The organism is Geomonas terrae (assembly GCF_004791675.1).
In the GTDB taxonomy this organism is placed as follows: Bacteria; Desulfobacterota; Desulfuromonadia; order Geobacterales; family Geobacteraceae; genus Geomonas; species Geomonas edaphica.
Genome location: NZ_SRSC01000004.1, coordinates 532,940 through 558,233, shown reverse-complemented (window position 1 = coordinate 558,233; position 25,294 = coordinate 532,940). Strand labels below are relative to the sequence as shown.

24 protein-coding genes and 3 tRNA genes are annotated in these 25,294 nt (G+C 61.8%); 26 read left to right on the top strand and 1 reads right to left on the bottom strand.

All coding sequences use genetic code 11. The features are described 5' to 3' along the window. Nucleotides 1–92: 92 nt before the first annotated feature. Nucleotides 93–1,466, bottom strand: coding sequence for a ParA family protein (locus tag E4633_RS18015; RefSeq protein ID WP_135872306.1), 1,374 nt, complete (start codon nt 1,464–1,466; stop codon nt 93–95). A gap of 122 nt (nt 1,467–1,588) precedes the next feature. Between E4633_RS18015 and xseA the strand changes: the two genes are divergently transcribed. From xseA to E4633_RS17885, 26 genes are all read left to right on the top strand, one after another. Continuing rightward, a complete protein-coding gene (gene xseA / locus E4633_RS18010; protein ID WP_162605026.1) occupies nt 1,589–2,929 on the top strand; it encodes an exodeoxyribonuclease VII large subunit in 1,341 nt (446 codons plus the stop codon). A gap of 112 nt (nt 2,930–3,041) precedes the next feature. Continuing rightward, nucleotides 3,042–3,269, top strand: coding sequence for an exodeoxyribonuclease VII small subunit (locus E4633_RS18005; protein WP_129127463.1), 228 nt, complete (start codon nt 3,042–3,044; stop codon nt 3,267–3,269). A gap of 66 nt (nt 3,270–3,335) precedes the next feature. Continuing rightward, entirely contained in the window at nt 3,336–4,223 is an 888-nt protein-coding gene (locus tag E4633_RS18000; RefSeq protein ID WP_135872304.1) for a polyprenyl synthetase family protein, read from the top strand. Further along, on the top strand, nt 4,224–6,161 hold the full coding sequence (dxs, locus tag E4633_RS17995) for a 1-deoxy-D-xylulose-5-phosphate synthase (protein ID WP_246038212.1): 1,938 nt from the start codon (nt 4,224–4,226) through the stop codon (nt 6,159–6,161). Further along, a complete protein-coding gene (locus E4633_RS17990; RefSeq protein WP_135872302.1) occupies nt 6,154–7,395 on the top strand; it encodes a peptidase MA family metallohydrolase in 1,242 nt (413 codons plus the stop codon). Before dxs ends, E4633_RS17990 begins: the two co-directional genes overlap by 8 nt. A gap of 74 nt (nt 7,396–7,469) precedes the next feature. Then, on the top strand, nt 7,470–7,847 hold the full coding sequence (locus E4633_RS17985) for a holo-[acyl-carrier-protein] synthase (protein ID WP_135872300.1): 378 nt from the start codon (nt 7,470–7,472) through the stop codon (nt 7,845–7,847). Continuing rightward, nucleotides 7,848–9,437 (top strand): NAD(P)H-hydrate dehydratase, encoded by a 1,590-nt coding sequence (locus E4633_RS17980; protein WP_135872298.1) that lies wholly within the window; start codon nt 7,848–7,850, stop codon nt 9,435–9,437. 2 nt (nt 9,438–9,439) lie between these two features. Beyond that, nucleotides 9,440–9,889, top strand: a complete 450-nt coding sequence (locus tag E4633_RS17975; RefSeq protein WP_135872296.1) for a CBS domain-containing protein — start codon at nt 9,440–9,442, stop codon at nt 9,887–9,889. A 5-nt stretch (nt 9,890–9,894) separates the two neighbouring features. Continuing rightward, a complete protein-coding gene (gene tsaE, locus E4633_RS17970) occupies nt 9,895–10,368 on the top strand; it encodes a tRNA (adenosine(37)-N6)-threonylcarbamoyltransferase complex ATPase subunit type 1 TsaE (RefSeq protein ID WP_135872294.1) in 474 nt (157 codons plus the stop codon). Nucleotides 10,369–10,579: 211 nt separating this feature from the next. Next, nucleotides 10,580–11,797: an aspartate kinase gene (locus tag E4633_RS17965; protein ID WP_135872292.1), complete on the top strand. Its 1,218-nt coding sequence runs from the start codon at nt 10,580–10,582 to the stop codon at nt 11,795–11,797. Nucleotides 11,798–11,968: 171 nt separating this feature from the next. Beyond that, complete coding sequence (cimA, locus tag E4633_RS17960) at nt 11,969–13,555, top strand: citramalate synthase (RefSeq protein ID WP_135872290.1); 1,587 nt, start codon at nt 11,969–11,971, stop codon at nt 13,553–13,555. Beyond that, the gene (locus E4633_RS17955; RefSeq protein ID WP_135872288.1) at nt 13,552–14,109 is read left to right on the top strand and encodes a ComEA family DNA-binding protein; all 558 of its coding nucleotides are present in this window, start codon (nt 13,552–13,554) and stop codon (nt 14,107–14,109) included. The genes cimA and E4633_RS17955 overlap by 4 nt, the downstream gene beginning before the upstream one ends. A 154-nt stretch (nt 14,110–14,263) precedes the next feature. Then, a complete protein-coding gene (locus tag E4633_RS20645; protein ID WP_012529698.1) occupies nt 14,264–14,419 on the top strand; it encodes a hypothetical protein in 156 nt (51 codons plus the stop codon). 131 nt (nt 14,420–14,550) lie between these two features. Next, the gene (locus E4633_RS17945) at nt 14,551–14,967 is read left to right on the top strand and encodes an RrF2 family transcriptional regulator (protein WP_135872286.1); all 417 of its coding nucleotides are present in this window, start codon (nt 14,551–14,553) and stop codon (nt 14,965–14,967) included. Nucleotides 14,968–15,088: 121 nt separating this feature from the next. Further along, nucleotides 15,089–16,432, top strand: a complete 1,344-nt coding sequence (locus E4633_RS17940) for a cytochrome ubiquinol oxidase subunit I (protein ID WP_135872284.1) — start codon at nt 15,089–15,091, stop codon at nt 16,430–16,432. A gap of 9 nt (nt 16,433–16,441) precedes the next feature. Beyond that, nucleotides 16,442–17,470, top strand: coding sequence for a cytochrome d ubiquinol oxidase subunit II (gene cydB / locus E4633_RS17935; RefSeq protein ID WP_135872282.1), 1,029 nt, complete (start codon nt 16,442–16,444; stop codon nt 17,468–17,470). A 320-nt stretch (nt 17,471–17,790) separates the two neighbouring features. Beyond that, on the top strand, nt 17,791–19,107 hold the full coding sequence (tig, locus tag E4633_RS17930) for a trigger factor (protein WP_135872280.1): 1,317 nt from the start codon (nt 17,791–17,793) through the stop codon (nt 19,105–19,107). An 8-nt stretch (nt 19,108–19,115) separates the two neighbouring features. Next, nucleotides 19,116–19,715 carry an ATP-dependent Clp endopeptidase proteolytic subunit ClpP gene (gene clpP, locus E4633_RS17925; RefSeq protein WP_129127477.1) on the top strand — a complete coding sequence of 200 codons (600 nt, stop codon included), beginning with the start codon at nt 19,116–19,118 and terminating at the stop codon, nt 19,713–19,715. Beyond that, nucleotides 19,712–20,965, top strand: coding sequence for an ATP-dependent Clp protease ATP-binding subunit ClpX (clpX, locus tag E4633_RS17920; RefSeq protein WP_129127478.1), 1,254 nt, complete (start codon nt 19,712–19,714; stop codon nt 20,963–20,965). The genes clpP and clpX overlap by 4 nt, the downstream gene beginning before the upstream one ends. Nucleotides 20,966–20,987: 22 nt before the next feature. Then, nucleotides 20,988–23,411 (top strand): endopeptidase La, encoded by a 2,424-nt coding sequence (lon, locus tag E4633_RS17915; RefSeq protein WP_135872278.1) that lies wholly within the window; start codon nt 20,988–20,990, stop codon nt 23,409–23,411. An 86-nt stretch (nt 23,412–23,497) separates the two neighbouring features. Then, nucleotides 23,498–23,773 (top strand): HU family DNA-binding protein, encoded by a 276-nt coding sequence (locus E4633_RS17910; protein WP_129127480.1) that lies wholly within the window; start codon nt 23,498–23,500, stop codon nt 23,771–23,773. A 28-nt stretch (nt 23,774–23,801) separates the two neighbouring features. Next, nucleotides 23,802–23,878: transfer RNA gene (locus tag E4633_RS17905), tRNA-Asp, on the top strand. Nucleotides 23,879–23,888: 10 nt separating this feature from the next. Further along, nucleotides 23,889–23,964, top strand: a tRNA-Val gene (locus E4633_RS17900). Between the two features lie 104 nt (nt 23,965–24,068). After that, a tRNA-Asp gene (locus E4633_RS17895) sits at nt 24,069–24,145 on the top strand. 211 nt (nt 24,146–24,356) lie between these two features. After that, nucleotides 24,357–25,097, top strand: a complete 741-nt coding sequence (locus tag E4633_RS17890; RefSeq protein WP_135872276.1) for a polyprenol monophosphomannose synthase — start codon at nt 24,357–24,359, stop codon at nt 25,095–25,097. Then, nucleotides 25,097–25,282: a hypothetical protein gene (locus E4633_RS17885; RefSeq protein ID WP_135872274.1), complete on the top strand. Its 186-nt coding sequence runs from the start codon at nt 25,097–25,099 to the stop codon at nt 25,280–25,282. The genes E4633_RS17890 and E4633_RS17885 overlap by 1 nt, the downstream gene beginning before the upstream one ends. The last annotated feature ends 12 nt before the right edge of the window (nt 25,283–25,294 follow it).

Genomic DNA, 25,294 nt, shown 5'->3' with positions numbered 1-25,294 from the left:
GTTCTAGGTTCTACGTTCTAAGTTACAAGCCTTTCAAGCAACAGCTTTTTGCCGTTAACGTAGAACTTAGAACATAGAACGTAGAACCTGCCTTACAGCTGTCCTGCGATCCTCTTCTTCAGTCGCGAAACCTCGCGGTACTTCTCGTCCACCAGGATGGAAGCGGGGTTGTCGCCGCTTACCGGGTGAACCATCAAAAACGCGTCGCGCAGCTCCCCGCCGTACCCGGCCAGGGTCTCCTGCATGATCCCGGAAAATCCGTCGCGCTCCGGCGCGCGGGCCATCGGGTATTTCTTCTTCAATAATTCGCCGCCGGCAAGGTCGAAGCGGTGGAAATCGATGGTCCCTGCCTCGTCGCCGATACCCGGATTCAGCACGAACACCGACTCCAGGGCGGTCTGGTGGATCATCTGCCTGGTCGGATCGTCGGCCGGCAGTTGCTTCTCGATCTTGAAAATGGTCGAGATCAGGAAGCCGGTGAAGCAGTCGGCCTCCATGTAGCCGCTCGCCGCCCCGTCGGAACTCTCGCAGTAGTAGGAGACCTGCGAATCCTGCCCGAGTTCCTTGCCGCAGACAAGGCACTGACTCTTAAGCCCCGAAAGCCTGCCGAAATACTCTTCCTTCTTGCGCTTGTTCTCCTCGTGCTGCCACTTGTCGTAGAGCATGGCGCGCGGTTCTTCCGTTTCGTAATACTCCTTGGTGCACCACTGACCGAGGGCGGCGAACTGGCCGTAGACGTCGGTACCTCGACCGTGGGTGAGAATTGGGTAGATCTTTCCTTCCGGGTTGGTGTTGAGGCTCTCGACCTTCGGACTTTTCGAGATGAAGATGTCGGAGCAGCGGAAGCCGCGATTGATGGCAAACGCCTTCAAAAGGGTCTTCTGGTCCTTGAACATCCCCTCGAACTTGATGCGCTCGTCGATGAGGCAGGGGATGAGGGAGAGGCTCTTCCTGTCGAGCCCCCGCTTGTCGAAGAGCTCGAAGATGTTGCGGCAGTTGTCCATGCTGGCCATGTCCTTGATCGGAACCAGCACCCGGTCCGCCGCGTAGAGCGCGTTTTGGGTCATCACGTCGAGGTCCGGTCGGGTGTCGACGATGAGCACACCCGGGATCTCCGACATGGCGAGCAGGCGCGCAAGCACCATCGGTCCCTTGAGCGAGCCGCGCAACTCGGGGAGCGCGGTCGAGGAGGGGATGTAATTGACCCCGTACTGCCCGGTGTGCAGGAGGTCACGCCCGCGGGTCTCCAGCAGCAGGTCGGCGACGGAGCCGTTCAACTTCTGCCCCTTGATGGAAAACATCTTGTCGATGGTGAAATGGTTGTCGAAGGAGAAGATGGAGACCGGAAGGTTCTCGTCCAGTGCCTTCAAAAAGATCGCGAGGTTGGTGGCCAGCGTGGTCTTGCCTACCCCCCCTTTTTCCGAGGAAACGGTTATTACATAAGGGTAATTTTTCATGGCGCGCATACTAACATCGAGACGCGGGGACGGTCAACCGGTTTGACAGTGGCGCGCGCCGCGTGATAAAAACGGCTGCAACCTTCAGCACGGTGAGGAGTTTCAGCGTGAAGGAAGATTCGGGAGGCTAGATGCAGCTCTTCAAAGAACGGCGGGTCCTCACGGTAAGCGCGTTGACGGCGCTGGTGCGCGGCCTTTTGGAGGAGAACTTCGACCAGGTATGGGTCGAGGGGGAAATCTCCAACATCGCCTGCCCGCAGTCCGGCCACTGCTACTTCACCCTCAAGGACCCCGGCGCCCAGATCCGCTGCGTGATGTTCCGCGGCGCCTTCCGTACTTTAAAGTTCACCCCCCGCGACGGGATGCGCGTTGTCCTGCGCGGCCGGATGACCCTTTTTGAACCGCGCGGCGAGTACCAGCTCTCGGTGGACGCCATGGAGCCGCAGGGGATCGGTGCGCTGCAGATGGCCTTCATCCAGCTGAAGGAGCGTCTTGCCAAGGAGGGGCTCTTCTTGGAGCTCCACAAGCGCGAGATCCCCAAGCTGCCGCGCAGGATCGGCGTGGTCACTTCCCCCACCGGCGCCGCTATCCGCGACATCCTCACCGTGCTCTCGCGCCGCTTCGCCAACGTGGAGCTTCTCATTGCGCCGGTCCGCGTTCAGGGGGAAGGGGCGGCGCAGGAGATCGCCGCGGCCATTGCCGATCTGAACCGTGTCGGGAACGTCGACGTCATGATCGTCGGGCGCGGCGGCGGGTCCCTCGAGGACCTCTGGGCCTTCAACGAGGAGGTGGTGGCGCGGGCGATCCACCGCTCCGCCGTTCCGGTTATATCGGCCGTGGGGCACGAGATCGACTTCACCATCGCAGACTTCGTCGCCGACCTGCGCGCCGCGACCCCCTCCGCCGCCGCCGAACTGGTGGTAAGAAGCAAGAACGAACTGACCGCCGAGGTGGAAGGGCTCACGCACCGTCTCGCGGTGGCCCAGTCACGCCGGCTGGAACGCGCCCGCGCCCAGGTCGTCGCCCTTTCCCGCGCCGTCACTGACCCGAGCCGCATCCTTGGCCACCTCGCCCAGCGGGTCGACTCGCTGGACGCGAGGCTCGTGCGGGAGGCGGGGCTCATCCTCGACGATGCCTCCGAGCGGATCGTCTCCCTCGCTGCGCGGCTCGCCCGCCAGAGTCCGGCACTCATCCTCGGACAGAACGCGGAGCGCCTCTCCACCCTCACGCTGCGCCTCGACCACGCCATGACCAGGCGCCTCGCCTGCGCCGCCGAGAGTGTCGGGCTCGCCACCGGTACGCTCAACGCCGTCTCGCCCCTTGCCACCCTTTCCCGGGGCTACAGCATCGCCAGGAAGCTGCCCGGGCGCGCCGTGGTCACCTCGCACCACCAGATCGCCCCGGGCGACAGGCTCGAACTCTCCCTCGCCGCTGGCAGCGCGCTCTGCACCGTGGAGGAAACCCGCGGATAGTGAATCCTTGACGGTTATTCAACGATCGGTATAATAGGCGATCACTTTTTCATTATATAGCGCGGCCGTCGTCCTCATTGGCGCCGCGGCAGCAAGCAGCACGAGGGATGGCATGGCCGTAGAAAAGTTCGAGACCGCGCTCAAGAAGCTTGAAGACGTCGTGAAGAAGCTGGAAGGGGGAGAACTTTCCCTCGAGGACTCGCTGAAGGCCTTCGAGGAAGGGGTGAAATATTCCGCCTTCTGCAGCAAGAAGCTGAACGAGGCCGAGCGCCGCGTCGAGCTTCTCGTGAAGCAGCGCGACGGCAGCCTCACCACAAGGCCTTTTGAAGAGGAAGAGTAAATTTCCTTTCCCCTCCCCCTAACCCCCTCCCGCAGGAGGGGGATTCTGGAATACAAGGAAGCCTGAATGGATCTCAAGGAATACCTGAAGCAGAAATGCCAGCTGGTCGACCAGGCGCTGGAGCGCTTTCTCCCCGCCGCCACCGAACTCCCCTCCTCGCTGCACGGCTCGATGCGCTACTCGGTTTTCGCCGGTGGCAAGCGCGTTCGCCCCGTCCTCATGCTCGCCGCATGCGAGGCGGTCGGCGGCTCACCCGACGCGGTGATGCCCGCGGCCTGCGCCATGGAGATGATCCACACCTACTCGCTGATCCACGACGATCTTCCCGCCATGGACAACGACGACTTCCGCCGGGGCAACCCGACCAACCACAAGGTCTACGGCGAGGCGACCGCCATCCTGGCGGGTGACGCCCTCCTGACCGAGGCCTTCATCCTCCTCTCTGGCGAGGGACAGGGTGGGGACCCCGCGGCGCGCCTCAGGGTGATCCAGGAGATCGCCGTCGCCGCCGGTTCGCGCGGCATGGTCGGCGGCCAGGTGGTCGACATGGAAAGCGAGGGGCGCCACGACGTCGACATGGCCACGCTCTCCTACATCCACACCCACAAAACCGGCGCCCTGATCCGCGCCTCGGTCCGCTCCGGCGCCATCATGGGTGGGGCGAGCGAGGAGCAGTTCAAGGCGCTCACCCGCTACGCCGACGCCATCGGCCTCGCCTTCCAGATCGCCGACGACATCCTGGACGTGGAAGGGACCACCGAGGAACTCGGCAAGGACGCAGGCAGCGACCAGGCCCGCGGCAAGGCGACCTATCCCGCCCTCATGGGGCTCGAGGCCTCGAAGGCGCGCGCCCAGGAACTGGTACAAATCGCGCTCGACGCCCTCGCCATCTTCGACGACCGCGCCGAGCCCTTACGGGCCATCGCCTCGTACATCGTAAAAAGGAAATCGTAAATGGCAGGTATCCTCGACGGCATCACCGAACCCAGTCAGCTGAAAGCGCTTTCCCTGCGCGAGCTGGAGACGCTCGCCGAGGAACTGCGTGCCCGCATCATCGAGACCTGCGCCGCAAACGGCGGCCATGTCGCGCCGAGTCTCGGCGTCGTCGAGCTCACCATCGCGCTGCACCGCGTCTTCGACTCCCCTAAGGACAAGATCGTCTGGGACGTGGGGCACCAGGCCTACGCCCACAAGCTGCTTACCGGCAGGAAGGAACGCTTCAGCACGCTGCGGACCCTGGGCGGAATCAGCGGCTTTCCCAAGCGTTGCGAGTCGCCGCACGACAGCTTCGACGTCGGGCACTCCTCGACCTCGATATCGGCCGGCGTAGGCTTCGCCGTGGCGCGCGACCTGAAGAAGGAGCACAACAAGGTACTCACCGTGATCGGTGACGGCGCCATGACCGGCGGCCTCGCTTTCGAGGCGCTGAATCACGCGGGCGAGCTGAACAAGGATCTGGTGGTCATCCTGAACGACAACGAGATGTCCATCTCGGAGAACGTAGGCGCCCTGTCGAACCTGCTTTCGCGCACCATCACCAGCGAGTACGTGCACCGGGCCAAGAAGGACCTGGAGGCCTTCCTCGAGGGTGTTCCCATGTTCGGGCGCTCCGTTTTGAAGATCGCCAAGCGCGCCGAGGAGTCGCTTAAGACCCTGTTCACCCCAGGCATGCTTTTCGAGGCCTTCGGCTTCGAGTACATAGGCCCCATCGACGGGCACGACATCCCGAAACTCCTTGAGACGCTCGAGAACGTTAAGCGCTTCGACGACGCGGTGCTCATCCACGTCCTCACCAGGAAGGGGAAGGGGTATCCCCCGGCCGAGGCGAACCCGTCGCTTTTCCACGGCGTCGGCCCCTTCGACTTAAAGACCGGCAAGGTGCTGAAAGGGAAGGGGGGCGCCGCCTCCTACACCGGCGTCTTCGGTGAGACGGTGAAAAGGCTCGCCCACGAGGATGACCGCATCGTCGCCATCACCGCGGCCATGCCGGACGGCACCGGGCTCACCCCCTTCGCCAGGGAGTTCCCGGACCGTTTCTTCGACGTGGGTATCGCCGAACAGCATGCCATCACCTTCGCCGCCGGCCTCGCCGCGGAAGGGTTCCGTCCGGTGGTCGCACTCTACTCTTCGTTCTTGCAGCGCGGCTACGACCAGCTCTTCCACGATGTTTGCCTGCAGGATCTCCCGGTCACCTTCGCCATCGACCGCGCCGGCGTGGTGGGCAACGACGGCCCCACCCATCACGGCGTCTTCGACCTTTCCTACCTGCGTGCGGTACCGGGGCTCACCATCATGGCGCCGAAGGACGAGAACGAGCTGCAGCACATGCTGGTGACCGCGCTCTCCCTTCCCGGCCCAGCGGCGCTGCGCTACCCGCGCGGCAACGGCCTCGGCGTTCCGATGGACCAGATCCTCAAGCCGCTCCCCATCGGTCGCGGTGAACTCCTCGAGAAGGGGAAGGACGGCGCCATCATCGCCGTCGGCACCATGGTGCAGCCGGCCCGCGAAGCGGCGGCAGCTCTTGCCGCTGACGGGATCGAACTCTCCGTCATGAACGCCCGCTTCGTAAAGCCGCTCGATGCCGACCTCATCCTCTCGCTCGCCGAGACCGGTTTCCTGGTCACCCTCGAGGACAACGTGGCGCAGGGGGGCTTCGGCACCGCCGTCCTTGAGCTCCTCGAGGAGCGCGGTGTCACCGGCGTTAAGGTGCTGCGCCTTGGCTACCCCGACCGTTTCGTCGAGCAGGGGGAGCAGGCCGAGCTGAAGTCCGCCTACCGGCTCGACGCCGCCGGCATCGCCGCAAGCATCCGGGAGGCGCGACGTCCGGCCCCGGCACGCTCCGAAGCGGCGGCTCCGGTCGGGGAACCCGTCCCGGACCAGCCGCATGCCTAAGATCCCCCCGCTCCTCGTTGCCTTTCTGCTTTACGCCGGTCCGGCCCTGGCCGCCGACCCGCTCGCCCTGAGCGCCAAGGCCGACCAGATGATCGCCAGGGGGGACCTAGCCCAAGCGGTCGACGAACTGAAGGCCGCCACCTCGCTCTTTCCTTACGACGAAGGGGTGCGGCGCAAACTTGCCTTCACCTACACCGAAATCGCCAAGCGCGACCTGCAGTCAGGGCATTTCTCCGCCGCCGCCGAACACTTCGGACAGGCGCACGAACTCCTCCCGGCAAGTGCCGAACTGGGACTCATGCGCGGCATCGCGCTTTACCTCGGCAAGGATTACGCGGCGGCCCGCGAGGAGCTTTTGCAGGCCGGGGAGGGGAGCGAGCCGCTCATCTATCTTGGGAAGATCAGCTACGACACCGGCGACCTCCCCGGCGCGCTCGAGGTGTGGCGGCGGGCTAAGGGGAAGGACCCCGGCAACAAGACGCTCGAGACCCTGATCGGCAAGGCGGAGCGCGAGCTCCCCGTCGAGTCGCGTATGGACAAGGGGTACAGCTCGATGTTCGACCTCTCCTACGACGCCGAGTTGCCGCCGGGGCTCTCCGCCGAGGTGCTGGACGCGCTCGAGAGCGCCTACAACGCGGTGGGCGCCGACCTCGGCGTCTTTCCTACCACGCGTATTCCGGTCCTGCTCTACACGAAGAAGGACTACAGCAGCGTGACCACCGGGCCGGACTGGTCCGGAGGGCTCTACGACGGCAAGATCCGCTTGCCGGTTGGTGGGCTCACCCGGGTGACGCCGCAACTGCGCGCCATCATCTTTCACGAGTTCACCCACGTCCTCGTCGCGGAGCTTACCCACGGCAACATCCCCACCTGGCTGAACGAAGGTCTCGCCGAAATGGAGGGGCGCAAGGAGTTCGCCCCGCCGCTCCCCCGATTCGGCGCCGTACAAGGGAAACACGTGCTGCCGCTTACGTCCCTCTCCCGCGGCTTTGCCGGGATGGGGGGAAAGGAGGCGTGGCTCGCCTACCAGCAAAGCCATGCCATGGCGTCGTTCATGGTGCAGCGCTACGGCTGGTACGCCATGCAGCAGTTGCTCAAGTATCTGGGTGAGCGCGCGGGCATCGAAGAGGCCGTCGCCAAAGCTCTTTCCGACTACGGGTTGGATCTGGACGGCGTGATGCGTGAGTGGCGTGAGTCGCTGACAGCAACGGCTGCGGGCGACGGTGCCAACTGAGTGGTATAGTATGAACTAAGCCGCAAGTTCGGCAGTATCAGCGGCAGACAGCAAAGCAATAAACGGGAGTTTTCTTGATTTACGGCACCGGCGTTGACATCGTTGAAATCGCCCGCTTCGAAAAGTTCTTGAGAGAGGGCAACGACGGACTGTTCCAGAGACTGTTCACCCAGCGGGAGATCGATTACTGCTCGGTGAAAAAGAACTGCGCCCAGCACTACGCCCTGCGTTTTGCGGCAAAAGAGGCCTTCCTGAAGGCTCTCGGTACCGGGCTGCGTGACGGGCTTTCCTGGAAGGACATGGAGGTGGTGAACGATCCCCTCGGTAAGCCTGAGCTTAAGCTGACCGGGCGGGCCGAGGAGCTTTACCGGCAGGAGGGGCTTGCCGGCTGCTTTCTCTCCCTTTCCCATGACGCCGGCTGTGCCGTCGCCTTCGTGGTGCTGGAGCGCTAGATGAAAGTCGTGAGCGGTCAGGTCATGCAGCTTATGGATAAGAGGGCGATCGGCGAGTTCGGCATCCCGGGGCTCGACCTCATGGAGCGTGCCGGTCGCGGTTGTGCCGACGCCATCGTGGAGACCTTCGGCGCCGGTACCGGGAAGCGTGCCGTGATCGTGGCGGGGAAGGGGAACAACGGCGGCGACGGTTTCGTCGTCTCGCGCCTTCTGTCGGAACGCGGGTGGGACGCTCCGGTGCTGCTACTTGCCGCCCCCGAGGCGATCGCCGGGGATGCCGCGGCGAACCTTGCGCGCCTTAGTTCCGGCGTGGTGAAGAGCGTGCCGCAAGGAATAGCGGGGGAGCGGGAACTTTTCGAGGGGGCGACGGTGATCGTCGACGCCCTGCTCGGCACCGGGATGAAGAGCGAAGTCTCCGGCATCTACGGCGAGGCGATCGACGCGATCAACGCAGCCGGGGTTCCTGTGATCGCCGTGGACATCCCCTCCGGCGTCGACTCGGCCACCGGGAAAGTGCTCGGGCGCGCGGTGCGCGCCGACCTTACCGTCACCTTTGCACTGCCTAAGCTGGGCAACATCCTGAACCCCGGTGCGGAACTATGCGGCCGACTCGTCGTCGCCGACATCGGCATGCCGGACGCCGTGGTTGCCGAGGCCGAAGGGGTCGAGTTCACCGATCTTCCGAGCGCCGCCCTCCTCTTCAGGCCGCGCCCGGCAACCGCACACAAGGGGACCGGCGGCCACACCCTCGTCGTCGCCGGGAGCACCGGCAAGACCGGTGCCGCGGCCATGGCCGCGAACAGCGCGCTGCGCGCCGGGGCTGGACTCGTCACCCTCGCGGTCCCGGCACTTTTGCACCCGATCCTGGAGGCGAAGACCACCGAGGCGATGACCATCCCGCTCGGCCCGGGGGCAAAGGGTTACCTTCAGGCCGGGGCGCTCCCGGAAATCGCCGCTGCGGCGGCGGTCCGCGACGTCGTCGCCCTCGGTCCCGGTCTCGGGACGGCTCCTTCCACGGTTTACCTGGTTCATTCGCTTCTGGCCGCGCTCAGGCAGCCCATCGTGCTCGACGCCGATGCCCTGAACGCAGTGGCGCCCGACCCGTCCATTTTACTCAAGAGAAAGGGCCTGATCACGGTGCTCACGCCGCACCCAGGCGAGATGGCACGCCTTATTAACGGCTCGGTCCCCGAGGTGGAGGAGGACCGTATCGGCTGCGCCCGCGACTTCGCGACCAGATACCAGGTGCACCTGATCCTGAAGGGAGCACGCAGCATCATAGCCGCCCCCGACGGCCGCATCGCCGTGAACGGCAGCGGCAACCCCGGTATGGCGAGCGGCGGCATGGGGGATGTCTTGACCGGCGTAGTCGCTGCCCTCATCGGCCAGGGATACGACCCCTTCACCGCCTGCCGGCTCGGCGCCTTCGTCCACGGCTTCGCTGCCGACCTGCTGCTCGAGACCCGAGGCAGCCAGGGGATGTGCGCCACCGACGTGCAGGAGGCGCTTCCCGCCGCGATGGACCGGATCGCCCGGACGCGCGGCACTCATCACGTCTTAGATACCGACAACACATCACAGGGAGAATGACCATGATGAAAGCAAAAGAGATCATGACCAAAGACGTGGTTACCGTAGGCCGCGACACCACGGTGAGAGATCTTGCCAAGCTCTTCGCCGAGCGCCGCATTTCCAGCGTCCCGGTGGTGGACAACGAGGGGCTCTTGATCGGCATCGTGTCCGAAAGCGACCTCATCGAGCGTGACAAACCGCTGCACATACCGACCGTCATCTCCATCTTCGATTGGGTCATCTACCTGGAGAGCGACAAGCGTTTCGAGAAGGAGCTGCAGAAGATGACCGGGCAGACCGTCTCGGACATCTTCTCGCAGGAGGTGCTCACCGTGGGGCCGGAGTCGCCGGTTTCCGAGGTGGCCGAACTGATGACCAACAAGAAGGTGCAGGCCGTCCCGGTGGTCGAGGGGCGTCGCGTGGTCGGTATCATCGGGCGCATCGACATGGTGCGCACCATGATAGGGTAGTGTCGATGTCTTTTGTGCGGACCAAATGCAGTGACGAGACGGTGCAGCTGGGGGAGAGGCTCGGGCGGCTGCTTGCCCCCGGCGACTTCATCGCCCTGACCGGTGAGCTCGGTGCGGGCAAAACCCAGTTCGCAAAGGGGATCGCCCGAGGGCTCGAGGTCGACCCGGAGACGCCGGTAACGAGCCCGACCTACACCATCTTGAACATCTACGCGGGGAGGCTCCCCCTGTATCACTTCGACCTCTACCGTCTCGAGGGGGCACACGACGTCGACGCGCTCGGTTTCGAGGAGTATTTCTCCGGCGACGGCGCCTGCGTCGTGGAATGGGCCGAGCGCCTGGACGGTGAGATGCCCGACGACGTCCTCACCGTGACGCTGAGCCACGAGGGGGACGAGGAGCGCAGCGTCAGCTTCGAGGGCTCAGGCCCCAGGTCGCAGGCCATCGTCCGCGCTCTCTCAGCAGGGGAGCGAGATTAAGTCAGAAGACGCCTCTTCCAGTTCCGGAAGGGGCGTTTCTTTTTGTTGTAAACAGAGAAGGGGGCAAAAAGTGCTCATAAGGCTGTCTTGGCCCTGATTGTTTAAAAAAATGTTTTGACCGGGCACAGTAAACTTGCTAATAAAGTGTTTCCTATCGCCAGGAGTGAAGGTTCCAGGCGGATCAACAGCATATAGTACAAGGAGGACTGACATGGCTTTGGTTGTCCAAAAGTACGGCGGCACCTCGATGGGTTCCGTCGAACGAATTCGCAACGTCGCCAAGAGGGTGGCAAAAACCTACGACGCCGGCAACGACATGGTGGTAGTTGTCTCCGCCATGGCAGGTGAAACCAATAAGCTGGTTGCGCTTGCCAACGAGGTCTGCGAATTCCCGGACACCCGTGAATACGACGTCCTCGTCGCGGCGGGGGAGCAGGTCTCCATCGCCCTTCTGGCCATGTGCCTGAAAGCCATGGGGTACAAGGCGAAGTCCTACCTCGGTTTCCAGGTCCCCGTCCTCACCGATACCTCCTACAGCAAGGCCCGCATCGAGAGCATCGACGACAAGAAGATGCGCGCCGATCTGAAAGAGGGGACCATCCTGATCGTCGCTGGTTTCCAGGGCGTAGACGAGTTCGGCAACGTCACCACCTTGGGGCGCGGCGGCTCGGACACCTCCGCTGTGGCGCTCGCCGCGGCGCTGAAAGCCGACGTCTGCGAGATCTTCACCGACGTGGACGGCGTCTACACCACCGACCCCAACATCTGCAAGGACGCTAAAAAGATCGAGCGCATCTCCTACGAGGAGATGCTGGAGTTGGCAAGCCTCGGAGCGAAGGTGCTGCAGATTCGCTCCGTCGAGTTCGCCAGCAAGTACAACGTCGACGTCCACGTCCGCTCGAGCTTCAACGAAAATCTCGGAACCATGGTTACCAAGGAGGATAAAGAAATGGAAGCAGTGCTCGTCTCGGGTATCGCCTACGCCAAGGATGAAGTGAAGATCGCCGTCATGCAGGTGCCGGACAAGCCCGGGATCGCAGCGCAGATCCTGTCGCCGCTTTCCGACGCCAACATCTCCGTCGACATGATCGTCCAGAACGTGAGCGAGGCCGGTTCCACCGACTTCACCTTCACCGTGCCCCAGGCCGACTTCAAGAAGGCGCTTTCCATCACCAAGGAGACCGCCGCGGCGATCCACGCGAAAGAAGTTCTCTCCGACGAGAGCGTCACCAAGGTATCCATCGTCGGTCTCGGCATGAGGAGCCACGCCGGTGTGGCCACCACCATGTTCCAGGCGCTCGCGAAGGAAGGGATCAACATCCAGATGATCTCCACCTCCGAGATCAAGATCTCCGTCGTGGTCGACGCGAAATACACCGAGCTCGCCGTCCGCGTGCTGCACGACGCCTTCGGACTGGCGGGGAAGTAAGAACCCGTTCTAAGTTCTACGTTCTATGTTCTACGTTGCCCCTGGAGGAGGCGTAGGACATAGAGCGTGGGGCTGGGCGATTCGTGTGTTGACTGCGGGAGGCGGGTTAGCTTTTGCAGTTAACGTAGAACGTAGAACATAGAACGTAGAACAGCCTTTAAAGGTGGTGATATGAGTCTGGTGAAACTTTACGATACGACGCTTAGGGACGGCACCCAGGCGGAGGACATCTCTTTCCTGGTCGAGGACAAGATCCGCATCGCCCACAAACTGGACGAGTGCGGCATTCACTACATAGAGGGGGGATGGCCCGGCAGCAACCCGAAGGACGTCGCCTTCTTCAAGGACATCAGGAAGGAAAAGCTCATCCAGGCGAAGATCGCCGCCTTCGGCTCCACCCGCCGCGCGAAGATCACCCCAGATAAGGACCAGAACCTGCGCACCCTGGTGGAGTCCAAGTCCGACGCCGCCACCATCTTCGGCAAAACCTGGGACTTCCACGTACACGAGGCGCTCAGAATCCCGCTCGAGGAGAACCTTGAGCTCATCTTCGACTCGCTGGAGTTCCTCAAGCAGAACATGCCGGAGGTCTTCTACGACGCCGAGCACTTCTTCGACGGCTACAAGTCCAACCCCGAGTACGCCATGAAGACGCTGCAGGCGGCCCAGCAGGCGGGTGCCGACTGCATCATCCTGTGCGACACCAACGGCGGCTCCATGCCGTACGAGATCGCGAGCATCGTGGAGGAGGTGAAAAAGGTCATCACCACCCCGCTCGGCATCCACGCTCACAACGACGGCGAGTGCGCCGTGGCCAACTCCATCATCTCGGTCCAGCAGGGGATCGTGCAGGTGCAGGGGACCATCAACGGCTTCGGCGAGCGCTGCGGTAATGCGAACCTCTGCTCCATCATCCCGGCGCTCAAGGCGAAGATGCGGCGCGACTGCATCTCCGACGCGCAGATGAAGACGCTCAGGGATCTCTCCCGCTACGTCTACGAACTGGCGAACCTCGCTCCCGACAAGCACCAGCCTTACGTCGGCAACTCCGCCTTCGCGCACAAGGGGGGCGTGCACGTCTCGGCCATCCAGCGCCACCCGGAGACCTACGAGCACATGCGGCCGGAACTGGTCGGAAACACGACCCGCGTGCTGGTTTCCGACCTCTCCGGGCGCGCCAACATCCTCGCCAAGGCGACCGAATTCAACATCAACCTGGACAGCAAGGATCCGGTGACCCTCGAGATCCTGGAAGACATCAAGGCGATGGAGAATCGCGGCTACCAGTTCGAGGGGGCGGAGGCCTCTTTCGAACTCCTGATGAAGCGCGCCCTCGGCACGCACCGCAAGTTCTTCTCCGTGATCGGCTTCCGCGTCATCGATGAGAAACGTACCGAGGACGACCAGCCGATCTCCGAGGCTACCATCAAGGTCAAGGTCGGCGGGAAGATCGAGCACACCGCATCCGAGGGTCACGGCCCGGTGAACGCCCTCGATAACGCTCTCAGAAAGGCCCTCGAGAAGTTCTACCCGAAGCTCAAGGACGTGAAGCTGCACGACTACAAGGTTCGCGTGCTCCCGGCGGGGCAGGGGACCGCATCTTCGATCCGCGTCCTCATCGAGAGCGGCGACAAGGAAGGGCGCTGGGGGACCGTCGGCGTCTCCAGCAACGTCATCGAGGCCTCCTACCAGGCCCTCATCGACGCGATCGAGTTCAAGCTGCACAAGGACGAGGAGACGGCGGCACCCAAGAAATGATGCCGAGGAGCCAGCGACTCGCCTTATGGTGTCTCGCCCTGGCCCTCACCCTGCCGCTTTACATCAAAGGCCGCATCCCCACCCCGCAAGGTGAGGACGCGGCCTTTTCTCGTTTCACCGGGCAGACTGTGACGGTGCGCCTGACTGGAGACCTGCCGCGTACCGGCGTCTATCGCTTCCCCAAGGGGGTTGCTGCGGCCGCCGCCATTAAAATGACGCTCCCCGTCGCCGAGGTTGCGGCGAGCGTCAGAGGATCCGACACTCGCGAACTTGCCAGTGGGGATGTCGTTGCCATCAGCCGTGATCGGTCCGGTAAGTATAAGTTTTTATTAAGTGCGATGACGATCAAGGAGCGTATGCTCCTCGGCGTACCACTGGACCCGGACCTGCTGAGTGAGGAGGAATGGGCCCTGCTGACGGGGATCGGGGCGGCGCTGTCCCGACGCATCATCGAAGACCGTCATGAAAATGGCGCTTTCGGCGCAGTGGAAGGGTTGCTGCGGGTGCCTGGGATCGGCCAAGGCAAGCTAGCAGCAATCAAAAGATATTTTTAATGCGCTGCAACCGGGCCTTTTTGCGAAAGGTTCCTTCGAAAAGGAGTAATCTCAGTATTACAACTTCCTCATATTTCTCTTCTTGGCATGTTAGGTGAAATATACGAACCCACATGAAGTTCTTTAATCAACTTTCTGTTGGGAGGTATGGCTTATGAAATGCCCTAAATGCAAAGGTAGGATGTTTGCCGAGAAATATTACGACTTCGTGAGATCGTTCGACGCCTGGAAGTGCACCTGCTGCGGCGAGGTGCTCGATCCGACCATCCTGGCCAACAGGGCAAGGAACTTCAACAGCCTCCTCGGCTGATACTGAACCGATAGAGAACAGCGAAGGGGGACCGCATAAGCGGCCCCCCTTTTTTCTTGCTGATTTTGGGCTTGACAGCTCCTGGCCGGTCCGTTATAAAAGGGATCAAATTGGTCCTAAAGGTGTTTTTTATGATGGAACTAACCCGAAAGGGAGAATACGCAATCCGCGGCATCATCTATCTGGCCCAGCAGCCGCCGGGCCGGGTTTCGCTTATCAGCGAGATCGCCGCCGCCGCGGAAGTCCCGCAGACTTTCCTGGCCAAGATATTCCAGAGCTTCGCGAAGCTTGGTCTGGTCTCCTCTTCACGCGGTACCGGGGGCGGCTTTGTTCTGGCCCGTCCCGCGTCCACCATCACCCTGCGTGAGGTGGTCGAGGCGGTCGAAGGGCCGATCCTGCCCAACCGCTGCCTTCTGGGCAGCGCCTGTGACCGCGGCGGCCCCTGCCGCGTCCACGCCGTATGGAAACAGGTGCAGACCGAGGTGGTTTCCATTCTGGACGCGGTGACCATCGATACCCTCGCCCGCAGCCCTGACTGCAAAGGTTAAATTTTTTTGTAAACAATTAGGATAAAGAAGGTCCTGTTTGTCTTTTGTGAGCATTAATATCAACAACGGCTGAACCGGCCCCACGGGCCAAAAGTTTCAATTTAATCAAAGGAGCGAAAAAATGGATGTACTAACCCTGAGCAGGCTGCAGTTTGCCGTCACCAGCATGTTCCACTTCATCTTCGTCCCGCTGACTCTCGGTCTCTCGGTCTTCGTGGCTATGGTCGAGACCCGCTATGTCTTGAGCGGCAATGAGATGTACAAGAGGATGGCCAAGTTCTGGGGCAAGCTGTTCCTGATCAACTTCGCGTTGGGCGTGGTGACCGGCATCACCCTGGAGTTCCAGTTCGGCATGAACTGGGCCGAATACTCCCGCTACGTGGGGGATATCTTCGGGGCGCCCTTGGCCATCGAGGCCACCGTGGCGTTCTTCATGGAGTCGGTCTTCATCGGCGTGTGGGCTTTCGGTTGGAACAAGGTCAGCAGGAGGTTCCATGCCTTCTCGATCTGGATGGTCGCGATTGCCACGAATCTTTCCGGTCTCTGGATCCTGCTCGCCAACGGCTGGATGCAGCACCCGGTAGGGTACGTGCTCAGGAACGGCCGCGCCGAGATGGTGGATTTTCTCGCTCTCATCACCAACCCCTTCGGCCTGTTGAAGTTCGGGCACCAGATCGTCTCTGGCTACACCGTTGCTGCTTTCTTCGTCATGGGCATCTCCGCCTACCACCTGCTCAAGGCACGCAACCGCGAGTTCTTCAAGGCATCCTTCACCATGGCCGCCGGTTTTGCACTCTTCGCCACCATCATGGTGGCGGTCATCGGCGACTTCCATGCTGCCGACGTCGCGAAAACCCAGCCGGCCAAATTCGCCGCCATGGAGGCGGTGTGGAACACATGTAACAACGCTCCCATGCACCTGATCGCCTTCCCTGACGCTAAGAACGAGTGCAACCTTGTCTCCGCGCTGCCGGTCCCGGGGCTTTTGAGCTTCCTCGCTTTCCACGACACGAACGCGGAGATCCGCGGCATCACCTCCTTCCCTAAGGACGAGCGCCCGCCTGTCCTCCCGGTCTTTCTGAGCTTCCGCCTTATGGTGGGGCTCGGCACCTTCTTCATCGTGGTCGCTGCCGCCGCGTTCTTCCTCGCTAAAAACGGCCTCCTCGAGAAGTACCCCCTGTTCCTGAAACTGCTGGTCCTGGTCATCCCGCTTCCGTACATAGCGAACCAACTCGGCTGGATCGTTTCCGAGCTCGGGAGGCAGCCCTGGATCGTTTACGGGCTGATGAAGACCTCCGACGCGGTCTCCAAGTCGCTAGAGATGTCGCAGGTGGTTGGGTCGCTGGCGGGATTCACGCTCCTCTACGGCCTGCTGGGCTTCGTGGACATATACCTGCTGGTCAAGTTTGCCCGCAAAGGGCCTGAAGAAACTCATGTTCGCGCCACCGGCGCTTTCGGAAACTAGGGGGAAATAATGGATCTGCATATCGTATGGTTTGTGCTTTGGGGTGTCCTTTGGTCCGTTTACTTCATGCTCGACGGTTTCGTGCTCGGCGCCGGAATGCTGCACCGCGTTCTCGGTAAAAACGACAGCGACCGCCGCGTCATCATCAACAGCTTCGGCCCGGTGTGGGACGGTAACGAGGTCTGGCTGATTACGGCGGGCGGCGCGACCTTCGCGGCGTTTCCGACCACCTACGCCCTCATGTTCAGCTACCTGTACACGCCGCTACTGCTCCTGCTCTTCGCGCTCATCGTGCGCGGGGTCTCCTTCGAGTTTCGCAGCAAGGAAGACGGGGCCGCCTGGAGGGGGTGCTGGGACTGGGCCATCATTATTTCCAGCTTCATACCGGCGCTTCTTTTCGGCGTTGCTTTCGGCAACATCTTCTCCGGCCTTCCGATGGACCAGGCCGGCTACCATGGCTCGCTGTTGGCCCTGCTGAACCCCTACGGCATCGTGAGCGGGCTTCTCTTCGTGATGCTCTTCGTCGAGCACGGCGCCCTCTATGTCGCGGTGAAGAGTACGGGGGATCTGAGCCGTCGTGCCGAGAGCCTCGCGAAGACCTTGTGGGTGCCGCTTTTACTCGTAGCGGTCCTGTTCCTTGGCTACACGAACTTCGCCACCAAGCTCTACGACAACTACCTCAAGGCGCCGGTGTTCCTCGTCGTGCCGCTGCTCGCGGTGGGTGCGCTGGTCGGGGTGCGCATGTTCCTAGGCGCCGGCAACGCGCTTGCCGCCTTCGCCGCCTCCTGCGTCACGATCCTGGGCGTGGTCGGCACCGGCGTGATCGGGCTCTTCCCGAACCTAATCCCGTCGAGCCTGGATGCGCTTTACAGCCTCACCATCTACAACAGCTCCTCCTCCGAGTACACGCTGAAGATAATGACGACGGTCGCCTTCATCTTCGTGCCGATCGTCATCCTGTACAAGATCTGGGTATACCGGCTCTTCAGGGAACGGGTCACCGCCGAGGCGGTCGCCGCAGATCACGAGGCCTACTAGCACGCTCCTTCATGGCCGCCCCCCACGCAAAGGGGGGCGGCTTTCGCCTTTTTCGGGGTGTGATCGGGGTGCAAGCCGTTGCCGCTAAGCGATTAAAGCGAAACCATTTCTATATTGACAAGTTCCCGTCCCCTTTGCTACTTTACCCTCTTGTCGTGCCCCTAAGCGAACAGCTCCGGTGCCCATACCCCTTCCGGGGAGGCAGCTTTTCTAGCGGATGCCCCGACAGAACCCGTCCCACAACTCCCCCCAGACAACCATGCACGAGGCGTTACGGCAGAAAGGCTGCCCATATAAAGTGAACAAAGAGAGGACTTTTCATGCAGATCAACGTTGAATCGGTCAACAGCATCAAGAAGAAGCTGAACTTCGAAATTCCGGCGGACAAAGTTTCTGCTGAAGTCGACAAGGCTTATGCCGAAATAAGGAAGCATGCCGCCATCAAAGGGTTCCGCAAGGGCAAGGTCCCGATGGGCCTGATAGAGAAGCATTACGGCGAGAAGATGGCCGAGGACGTCGTGAAAAACCTCATCAGCGACACCTACTTCAAGGCGGTGGCCGAGCATGGGATCGAAGCGGTCGCCTATCCGGTGATTGAGAACGAGCCCCTCAAGAAAGGTGAAGCGTTCAAGTACTCCGCTACCGTGGAGGTGTTCCCGAAGGTGGAGCTCAAGGAGTATCTCGACCTCGAGGTGCAGAAAGAGAAGCTCGAACTCGATGCCGCCGTGGTCGACGCCCGTCTCAAGGAGATGCAGGAGCGCATGGCCCAGTTGGCGCCCGCCCCGGAAGGGCACGCCGCCAAGCTTGGCGACTTCGTGACCTTCGACTTCAAGGGTTCCATGGACGGCGTTCCGTTCGAAGGCGGGGCCGCTGAGGACTTCCAGCTGGAGCTCGGCTCCGGCCGTTTCATCCCGGGCTTCGAGGAGCAGATGGTCGGCCTGACCGCCGGTGCGGCTACCACCATCACGGTTACCTTCCCCGAGGGGTACGGTTCCGCCGAGCTCGCTGGCAAGCCGGCTCAGTTCGAGATCGTCGTCAAGGAGATCAAGAGCAAGGAACTGCCTGAACTGAACGACGACTTCGCCAAGGAGTTCGGCGAGGAGTTCGAGACCCTGGACCTTTTGAAGGCGAAACTGGCCGAGATGAACCAGGCCCAGGAAGAGGCACGCATCGCCGGCGACCTGCGCGAGCGCGTCTTCAGGGCTCTGGTCCAGAAGAACGACCTTGAGGTCCCCGAGGCCATGGTGGATCGCCAGGTGCAGATGATGCTGGACAACACCAAGCAGCGCCTCGCCTCCCAGCGGATGTCCCTGGAGATGATGGGGATGACCGACGATACCTACAAAGCCCAGTTCCGCGGCGTGGCCAAGGATCAGGTGAAAGGCTCCCTCATCGTCGAAGCCGTCGCCGACAAGGAAGGGGTTCAGGTGACCGAGGAGGAGTTCGAGGCCCAGCTCGAGCAGATCTCGGCACAGAGCGGCCAGCCGATCGAGAAGGTGGAGCAGCTTTACAAGACCAACGAAAGGGCCAAGGAGAGCCTCATGGCCCAGATGCGGGAAGACAAGGCGGTGCAGTTCATCATCGAACGCGCCAAGGTGACCGAGGTTCCCAAGGCGGAAATCGCCGAAAACAAATAGGAGATTCCATGCTGGTACCGATAGTAGTGGAGCAGACGGGAAGGGGCGAGAGGTCGTATGACATCTATTCGCGCCTTCTGAAGGACAGGATCATCTTTCTTGGGGGCGGCATCGACGATAACGTCGCCAACCTGGTGATTGCCCAGCTCCTCTTCCTTGAGGCCGAGGATCCGGACAAGGATATCCACCTGTACATCAACTCTCCCGGCGGTGTGGTCACCGCCGGGATGGCGATTTACGATACCATGCGCTACATCAAGGCGCCGGTATCCACCATCTGCATCGGGCAGGCGGCCTCCATGGGGGCGTTCCTGCTTTCCGGCGGTGAGAAGGGTAAACGCTTCTCGCTCGCCAACTCGCGCATCATGATCCACCAGCCGCTGGGTGGGTTCCAGGGGCAGGCGACGGACATCCATATCCACGCCAAGGAAATCCTGCGCATGAAGGACCAACTGAACGAGCTTCTGGCCGAGCACACTGGGCAGAGCGTCGAGAAGGTGGCCGCCGACACCGAGCGCGACTATTTCATGTCGGGCGAAGAGGCGAAGGCCTATGGTATTATAGATGCCATCGTGACCAGAAACGTAGTCACCGGAGGTGCCAATTGAGCAGAAGAGATGACCGTTCCGATACGCTGATCTGTTCCTTTTGCGGGAAGAGCCAGGAAGAGGTGAAGAAGCTTATTGCGGGGCCGACGGTCTACATCTGCGACGAATGCATCGAGCTTTGCAACGACATCATCGCGGAGGAGTCCAAGCTTGAAGACGCAACGGGTCCCGACGTGAGGAAGCTTCCCAAGCCGCAGGAGATCAAGGAGGTTCTGGACGAGTACGTCATCGGCCAGGAACGCGCCAAGAAGGTCCTTGCCGTCGCGGTGTACAACCACTACAAGCGCGTCGAGGCGCCCGTGAAAGCGGGGGACGTCGAGATGCAGAAGAGCAACATCCTGCTTCTGGGCCCCACCGGCTCGGGCAAGACCCTGCTCGCCCAGACCCTGGCCCGCATCCTCAAGGTCCCCTTCGCCATGGCGGACGCGACCAACCTGACCGAAGCGGGCTACGTGGGCGAGGACGTCGAGAACATCATCCTCACCCTGCTGCAGGCCGCCGACTACGACGTCGAGAAGGCGCAGAAGGGGATCATCTACATCGACGAGATCGACAAGATCGCCAGGAAGTCCGACTCTCCCTCCATCACCCGCGACGTGTCGGGCGAGGGGGTTCAGCAGGCGCTTTTGAAGATCATCGAAGGGACCGTGGCCAGCGTGCCTCCCAAAGGGGGACGCAAGCACCCGCAGCAGGAGTTCTTGAAGGTCGACACGACTAACATCCTCTTCATCTGCGGCGGCGCCTTCCCCGGGCTCGACAGCGTCATCCAGCAGAGGATCGGCGTGAAGACGCTCGGTTTCGGTGCCGACGTGAAGAAGAAGGTGGAGAAGAAGGCGGGCGAGCTCCTGGCCGGGGTCACCCCGGAGGACCTCCTTAAGTTCGGCTTCATCCCCGAGTTCGTCGGGCGTCTCCCCATGCTCGCCTCGCTTTCCGAGCTGGACGAGGAAGCGATGGTGCAGATCCTCAAGGAACCGAAAAACGCGCTGATCAAGCAGTACCAGAAGCTGTTCGAGATGGAGCACGTGAAGCTCAAGTTCACCGACGGCTCCATGATCGCCATCGCCCGCGAAGCGCTCAAGAGAAAGACCGGCGCCCGCGGCCTCCGCTCCATCCTGGAGAACGCCATGCTCGACATCATGTACGAGATCCCGTCCCAGAGTATGGTGAAGGAGGTGGTTATCAGCGAAGAGGTGATCTACAACAAGGAAAAACCGATCATCGTCTACGAGAACGTGGCGGAAAGCGCCTAACAGGACCGCCTAACAGGACAATATGACCGAAGAAACCAGCACCAGACGCAGAAAGAAGAGAGGGAATCCGGAAAGATTCCCTCTCTTTCCTTTACGGGACATCGTCATCTTCCCCCACATGGTGATCCCCCTCTTCGTGGGGCGCGAGAAGTCGGTGCTCGCCCTCGAAGCAGCCATGGCTCAAAACGACAAGCTGATCCTTTTGGCTACGCAGAAAAACGCCCGCACCGAGGATCCCGAGCCGGGTGACATCTACACGGTGGGGACGCTGTGCCAGGTGATCCAGCTCCTGAAGCTTCCCGACGGCACCGTGAAGGTGCTCGTGGAGGGGAAAAGGCGCGGCTCCATCGTTTCCTTCAGCGACCGGGCCGACTACTTCGAGGTCGACGTTGAGTCGCTTGTCGAGAAGCCGGACAACGTGACCGAGGCGGAAGCGCTCAAGCGCGGCGTGCTCGCTTCCTTCGAGAACTACGTCGGGCTGAACGGCTCGGTTCCCTCCGAGATCCTCCAGTCCGTGCAGGGGATCACCGACCCCTCCCGCCTCGCCGACACCATCGCTCCGCACCTGAACCTCAAGGTGGCCCAGAAGCAGGAACTCCTGGCCGCGGTGCAGCCGGCGCGGCGCATGGAGCGGCTCCTCTCGCTCATGGGGGCGGAGATCGAGATCCTGCAGATCGAGAAGAAGATCCACGCCAGGGTCAAGAAGCAGATGGAGAAGACCCAGAAGGATTACTACCTGAACGAGCAGATCCGGGCCATCCAGAAGGAACTGGGTGGGAAGGACGAGTTCAAGCAGGAGTTGAGAAACCTCGAGGCGAAGGCCGGGAAGCTACCGCTCTCCGCCGAGGCGAAGCAGAAGGTACAAAGCGAGATCCGGAAGCTTAAGTTCATGTCCCCCATGTCCGCCGAGGCGGCCGTGGTGCGCAACTACGTGGACTGGCTCCTCGCGCTCCCCTGGGGCAAGTTCGCCGAGGAGAGACGCGACATCCCGGCGGCGCGCGCCTGCCTTGAGGCGGATCACTACGGCCTCGAGAAGGTGAAGGTGAGGATCCTCGAGTACCTCGCCGTAAACGCGCTCGCCCCGGGGATGAAAGGGCCGATCCTCTGCCTCGTGGGGCCTCCCGGCGTCGGCAAGACCTCGCTCGCGCGCTCGGTGGCCAAGGCGACCGGTCGCGATTTCGTCAAGATCTCGCTTGGCGGGGTGCGCGACGAGGCGGAGATCCGCGGGCACCGGCGCACCTACGTCGGGGCGATGCCGGGGAGGATCATCCAGTCGCTCAAGAAGTGCGGCTCCTCAAACCCCGTGTTTCTCCTGGACGAGATCGACAAGATGAGCTCGGACTTCCGCGGCGATCCCGCCTCGGCGCTTCTCGAGGTGCTCGACCCCGAGCAGAACGCCTGCTTCAACGACCACTTCCTAGACCTCGACTACGACCTCTCGAAGGTGATGTTCATCACCACGGCCAACTCGAGCCACACCATCCCGAGGCCGCTTCTGGATCGTATGGAGGTGGTGCGGCTGGACGGCTACACCGAGCACGAAAAGCTCGCCATCGCGAGGCAGTACCTGATCCCCAAGCAGGCCGAGGGGAACGGGCTTGCCGGCAAGGGGGTCGCCTTCACCGATGCGGCGCTTCTGGAGCTGATCCGGCGCTACACCCGCGAGGCCGGCGTCAGAAACCTCGAGCGCGAAATCGGCGCCGTCTGCCGCAAGATCGCCTTCTCCATCGCCGAAGGGGGCAAGCCGCGCCGCTCCGTGCAGCCCAAGCAGATCGCAACCTACCTTGGCCCCCCGCGCTACAAGTACGGTGAGGTGGGGCAGGAGGATGCGGTGGGGCTCGTGACCGGCCTCGCCTGGACCGAGGTCGGCGGCGAACTCCTCAACATAGAGGTGGTCGCCCTCCCAGGGAAGGGTAAGCTGACCGTCACCGGAAAGCTCGGCGAGGTGATGCAGGAATCGGCTCAGGCGGCGATGACCTACGTCCGCTCAAGAGGGGAACTCCTCGGTTTTCCCAAGGACTTCTACCAGCACCTCGACATCCACATCCACGTCCCGGAAGGTGCCATCCCGAAAGACGGCCCCTCGGCCGGTATCGCCATGGCGTGTGCGCTCACCTCTGCCCTCACCAGAAGGCCGGTGCGCCGTGATATCGCCATGACCGGCGAGGTGACCCTGCGCGGCACCGTGCTCCCCATCGGCGGGCTCAAGGAAAAGCTCCTCGCCGCCGGACGCGGCGGTATCAAGACCGTCCTCATCCCGAAGGAGAACGAGAAGGATCTGGCTGAGGTTCCGAAGGAGATCCTCTCCGGGCTCACCGTACACCCGGTGGCACACATGGACGAGGTGTTGGGACACGCCCTGCTCGCCGCAGTAGGGCTTCCTGCAGCAACCCTGTATGGGGATCAGGCCCAGGGAGCCGGCGAGGCTCCGGTGGTGCCCCACTGAAAAAAAATTAGAAAAAAGGTTGACAGCCCGAAGCGGGCTCTGATATAAGGTGACTTCACTTTGCGATGCATCTCTAGGAGGAACTAATGAATAAGGCTGAGTTGGTAAGCGCCATTGCCGAAGAAGCACAGTTGACCAAGGTTGATGCGGACAAGGCTCTCAGCGGTATCCTCGATGCCCTGACCGACTGCCTCGCTGGTGGAGACAAGGTCACCCTGGTAGGCTTCGGCACCTTCAGCGTCGCCGAGCGCGCCGCACGTACCGGCAAGAACCCGCAGACCGGCAAGCAGATCGAAATTCCTGCTTCCTCCGCTCCGAAGTTCAAGGCCGGCAACACCCTGAAGGCTCTGGTTAACGGTTAAGCGGTTCCTGCGGGAACCTGAAGGATGCGGGGTTGTAGCTCAGTTGGTTAGAGTGCCAGCCTGTCACGCTGGAAGTCGCGGGTTCGAGCCCCGTCAACCCCGCCATACAAATAATGGGTGAATAGCTCAGCTGGGAGAGCGCCAGCCTTACAAGCTGGATGTCGGGGGTTCGATCCCCTCTTCACCCACCACAAAAACAAGTTCTACGTTCTAGGTTCTAAGTTCTAAGTTTCAGTTCTTGGCCTCAACGTAGAACGTAGAACGTAGAACCGTTTCTCAACTTTGGTTTAGAGTTGGGGTTGTAGCTCAGTTGGTTAGAGTGCCAGCCTGTCACGCTGGAAGTCGCGGGTTCGAGCCCCGTCAACCCCGCCATACGAGGAAAGGCCGCCATGCAAGGCGGCCTTTCCTTTTTTCGTTCCGGTCACCGGCTGCGACACCCGGCCCCTGCTTTCCCTTTAGCTTGACTTGGCGACGCTAAATCGTTTATCCTCTGCGGAACTCTTGTTTCGGGTGTATTTGCCGGTGAACCGGCCATGATATTGCGGTCTTAGCGTATTTATTGCGAACAAAAGGCGACCCTCCCTTGAAACCCATCAAGCCCATCGTGGTAATCCCCACCTACAACGAACGAGACAACCTGGAAAAGCTGGCGCGGGAGATCCTTGCGCTCGATCCGGCAGTGGAGCTTCTGATCGTGGACGACGCCTCCCCGGACGGTACAGGTGAGCTGGCAGACCGGCTCGGGGCCGAGACCGGACGGGTTTCCGTGATGCATCGAAGTGGCAAGCTGGGGCTTGGCTCCGCCTACCGCGAGGGGTTTGCCCGGGCTCTCGACATGGGTGCCGACCTCGTGGTGCAGATGGACGCCGATTTCTCCCACGACCCCGCCATGATCCCGTATTTCTTCGAAGAGGCCCGGCAGGCCGACCTGGTCATCGGTTCGCGCTATCTGAACGGCGTGAGCGTGGTAAACTGGCCGCTGCGCCGCCTCATGCTTAGCTACTTCGCCAGTGTCTACACCCGTGTCATAACCGGGCTCACCATCTCCGACTGCACGAGCGGTTTCAAGTGTTTCCGGGCCGATACGCTAAGGGCGATCGATCTCTCCAGCATACGTTCCGACGGCTACTCGTTCCAGATCGAGATGAACTACCGCTGCAAGGAGAAGGGGTTCCGCATCAGCGAGATACCCATCATCTTCATAGACCGGCACGCCGGGACCTCCAAGATGTCGAAGCGCATCGTCCGGGAGGCGGTGGTGATGGTATGGAAGCTGAAGCTCGGCACGCTGCTGCGCAAGCTGCTGCCGGGGGGGAGGAGATAATGTCCTCGTCTTTTTGGTCTGCGCTCTGCCTGGCCGGGCTTTGGGGCGGTATCTTCTGCACCATCCTCCTGATTCTCAAGGCGTTCCCGACCAGGGACCGCTTTGACGGGCGCTCGGCGCTGCAGTGGGGCGTGGCTGGACTTGTCTGCTTCGTGATCTGGATACTCGGCATGACCCAGGCGTGACGCCGTTGTAGA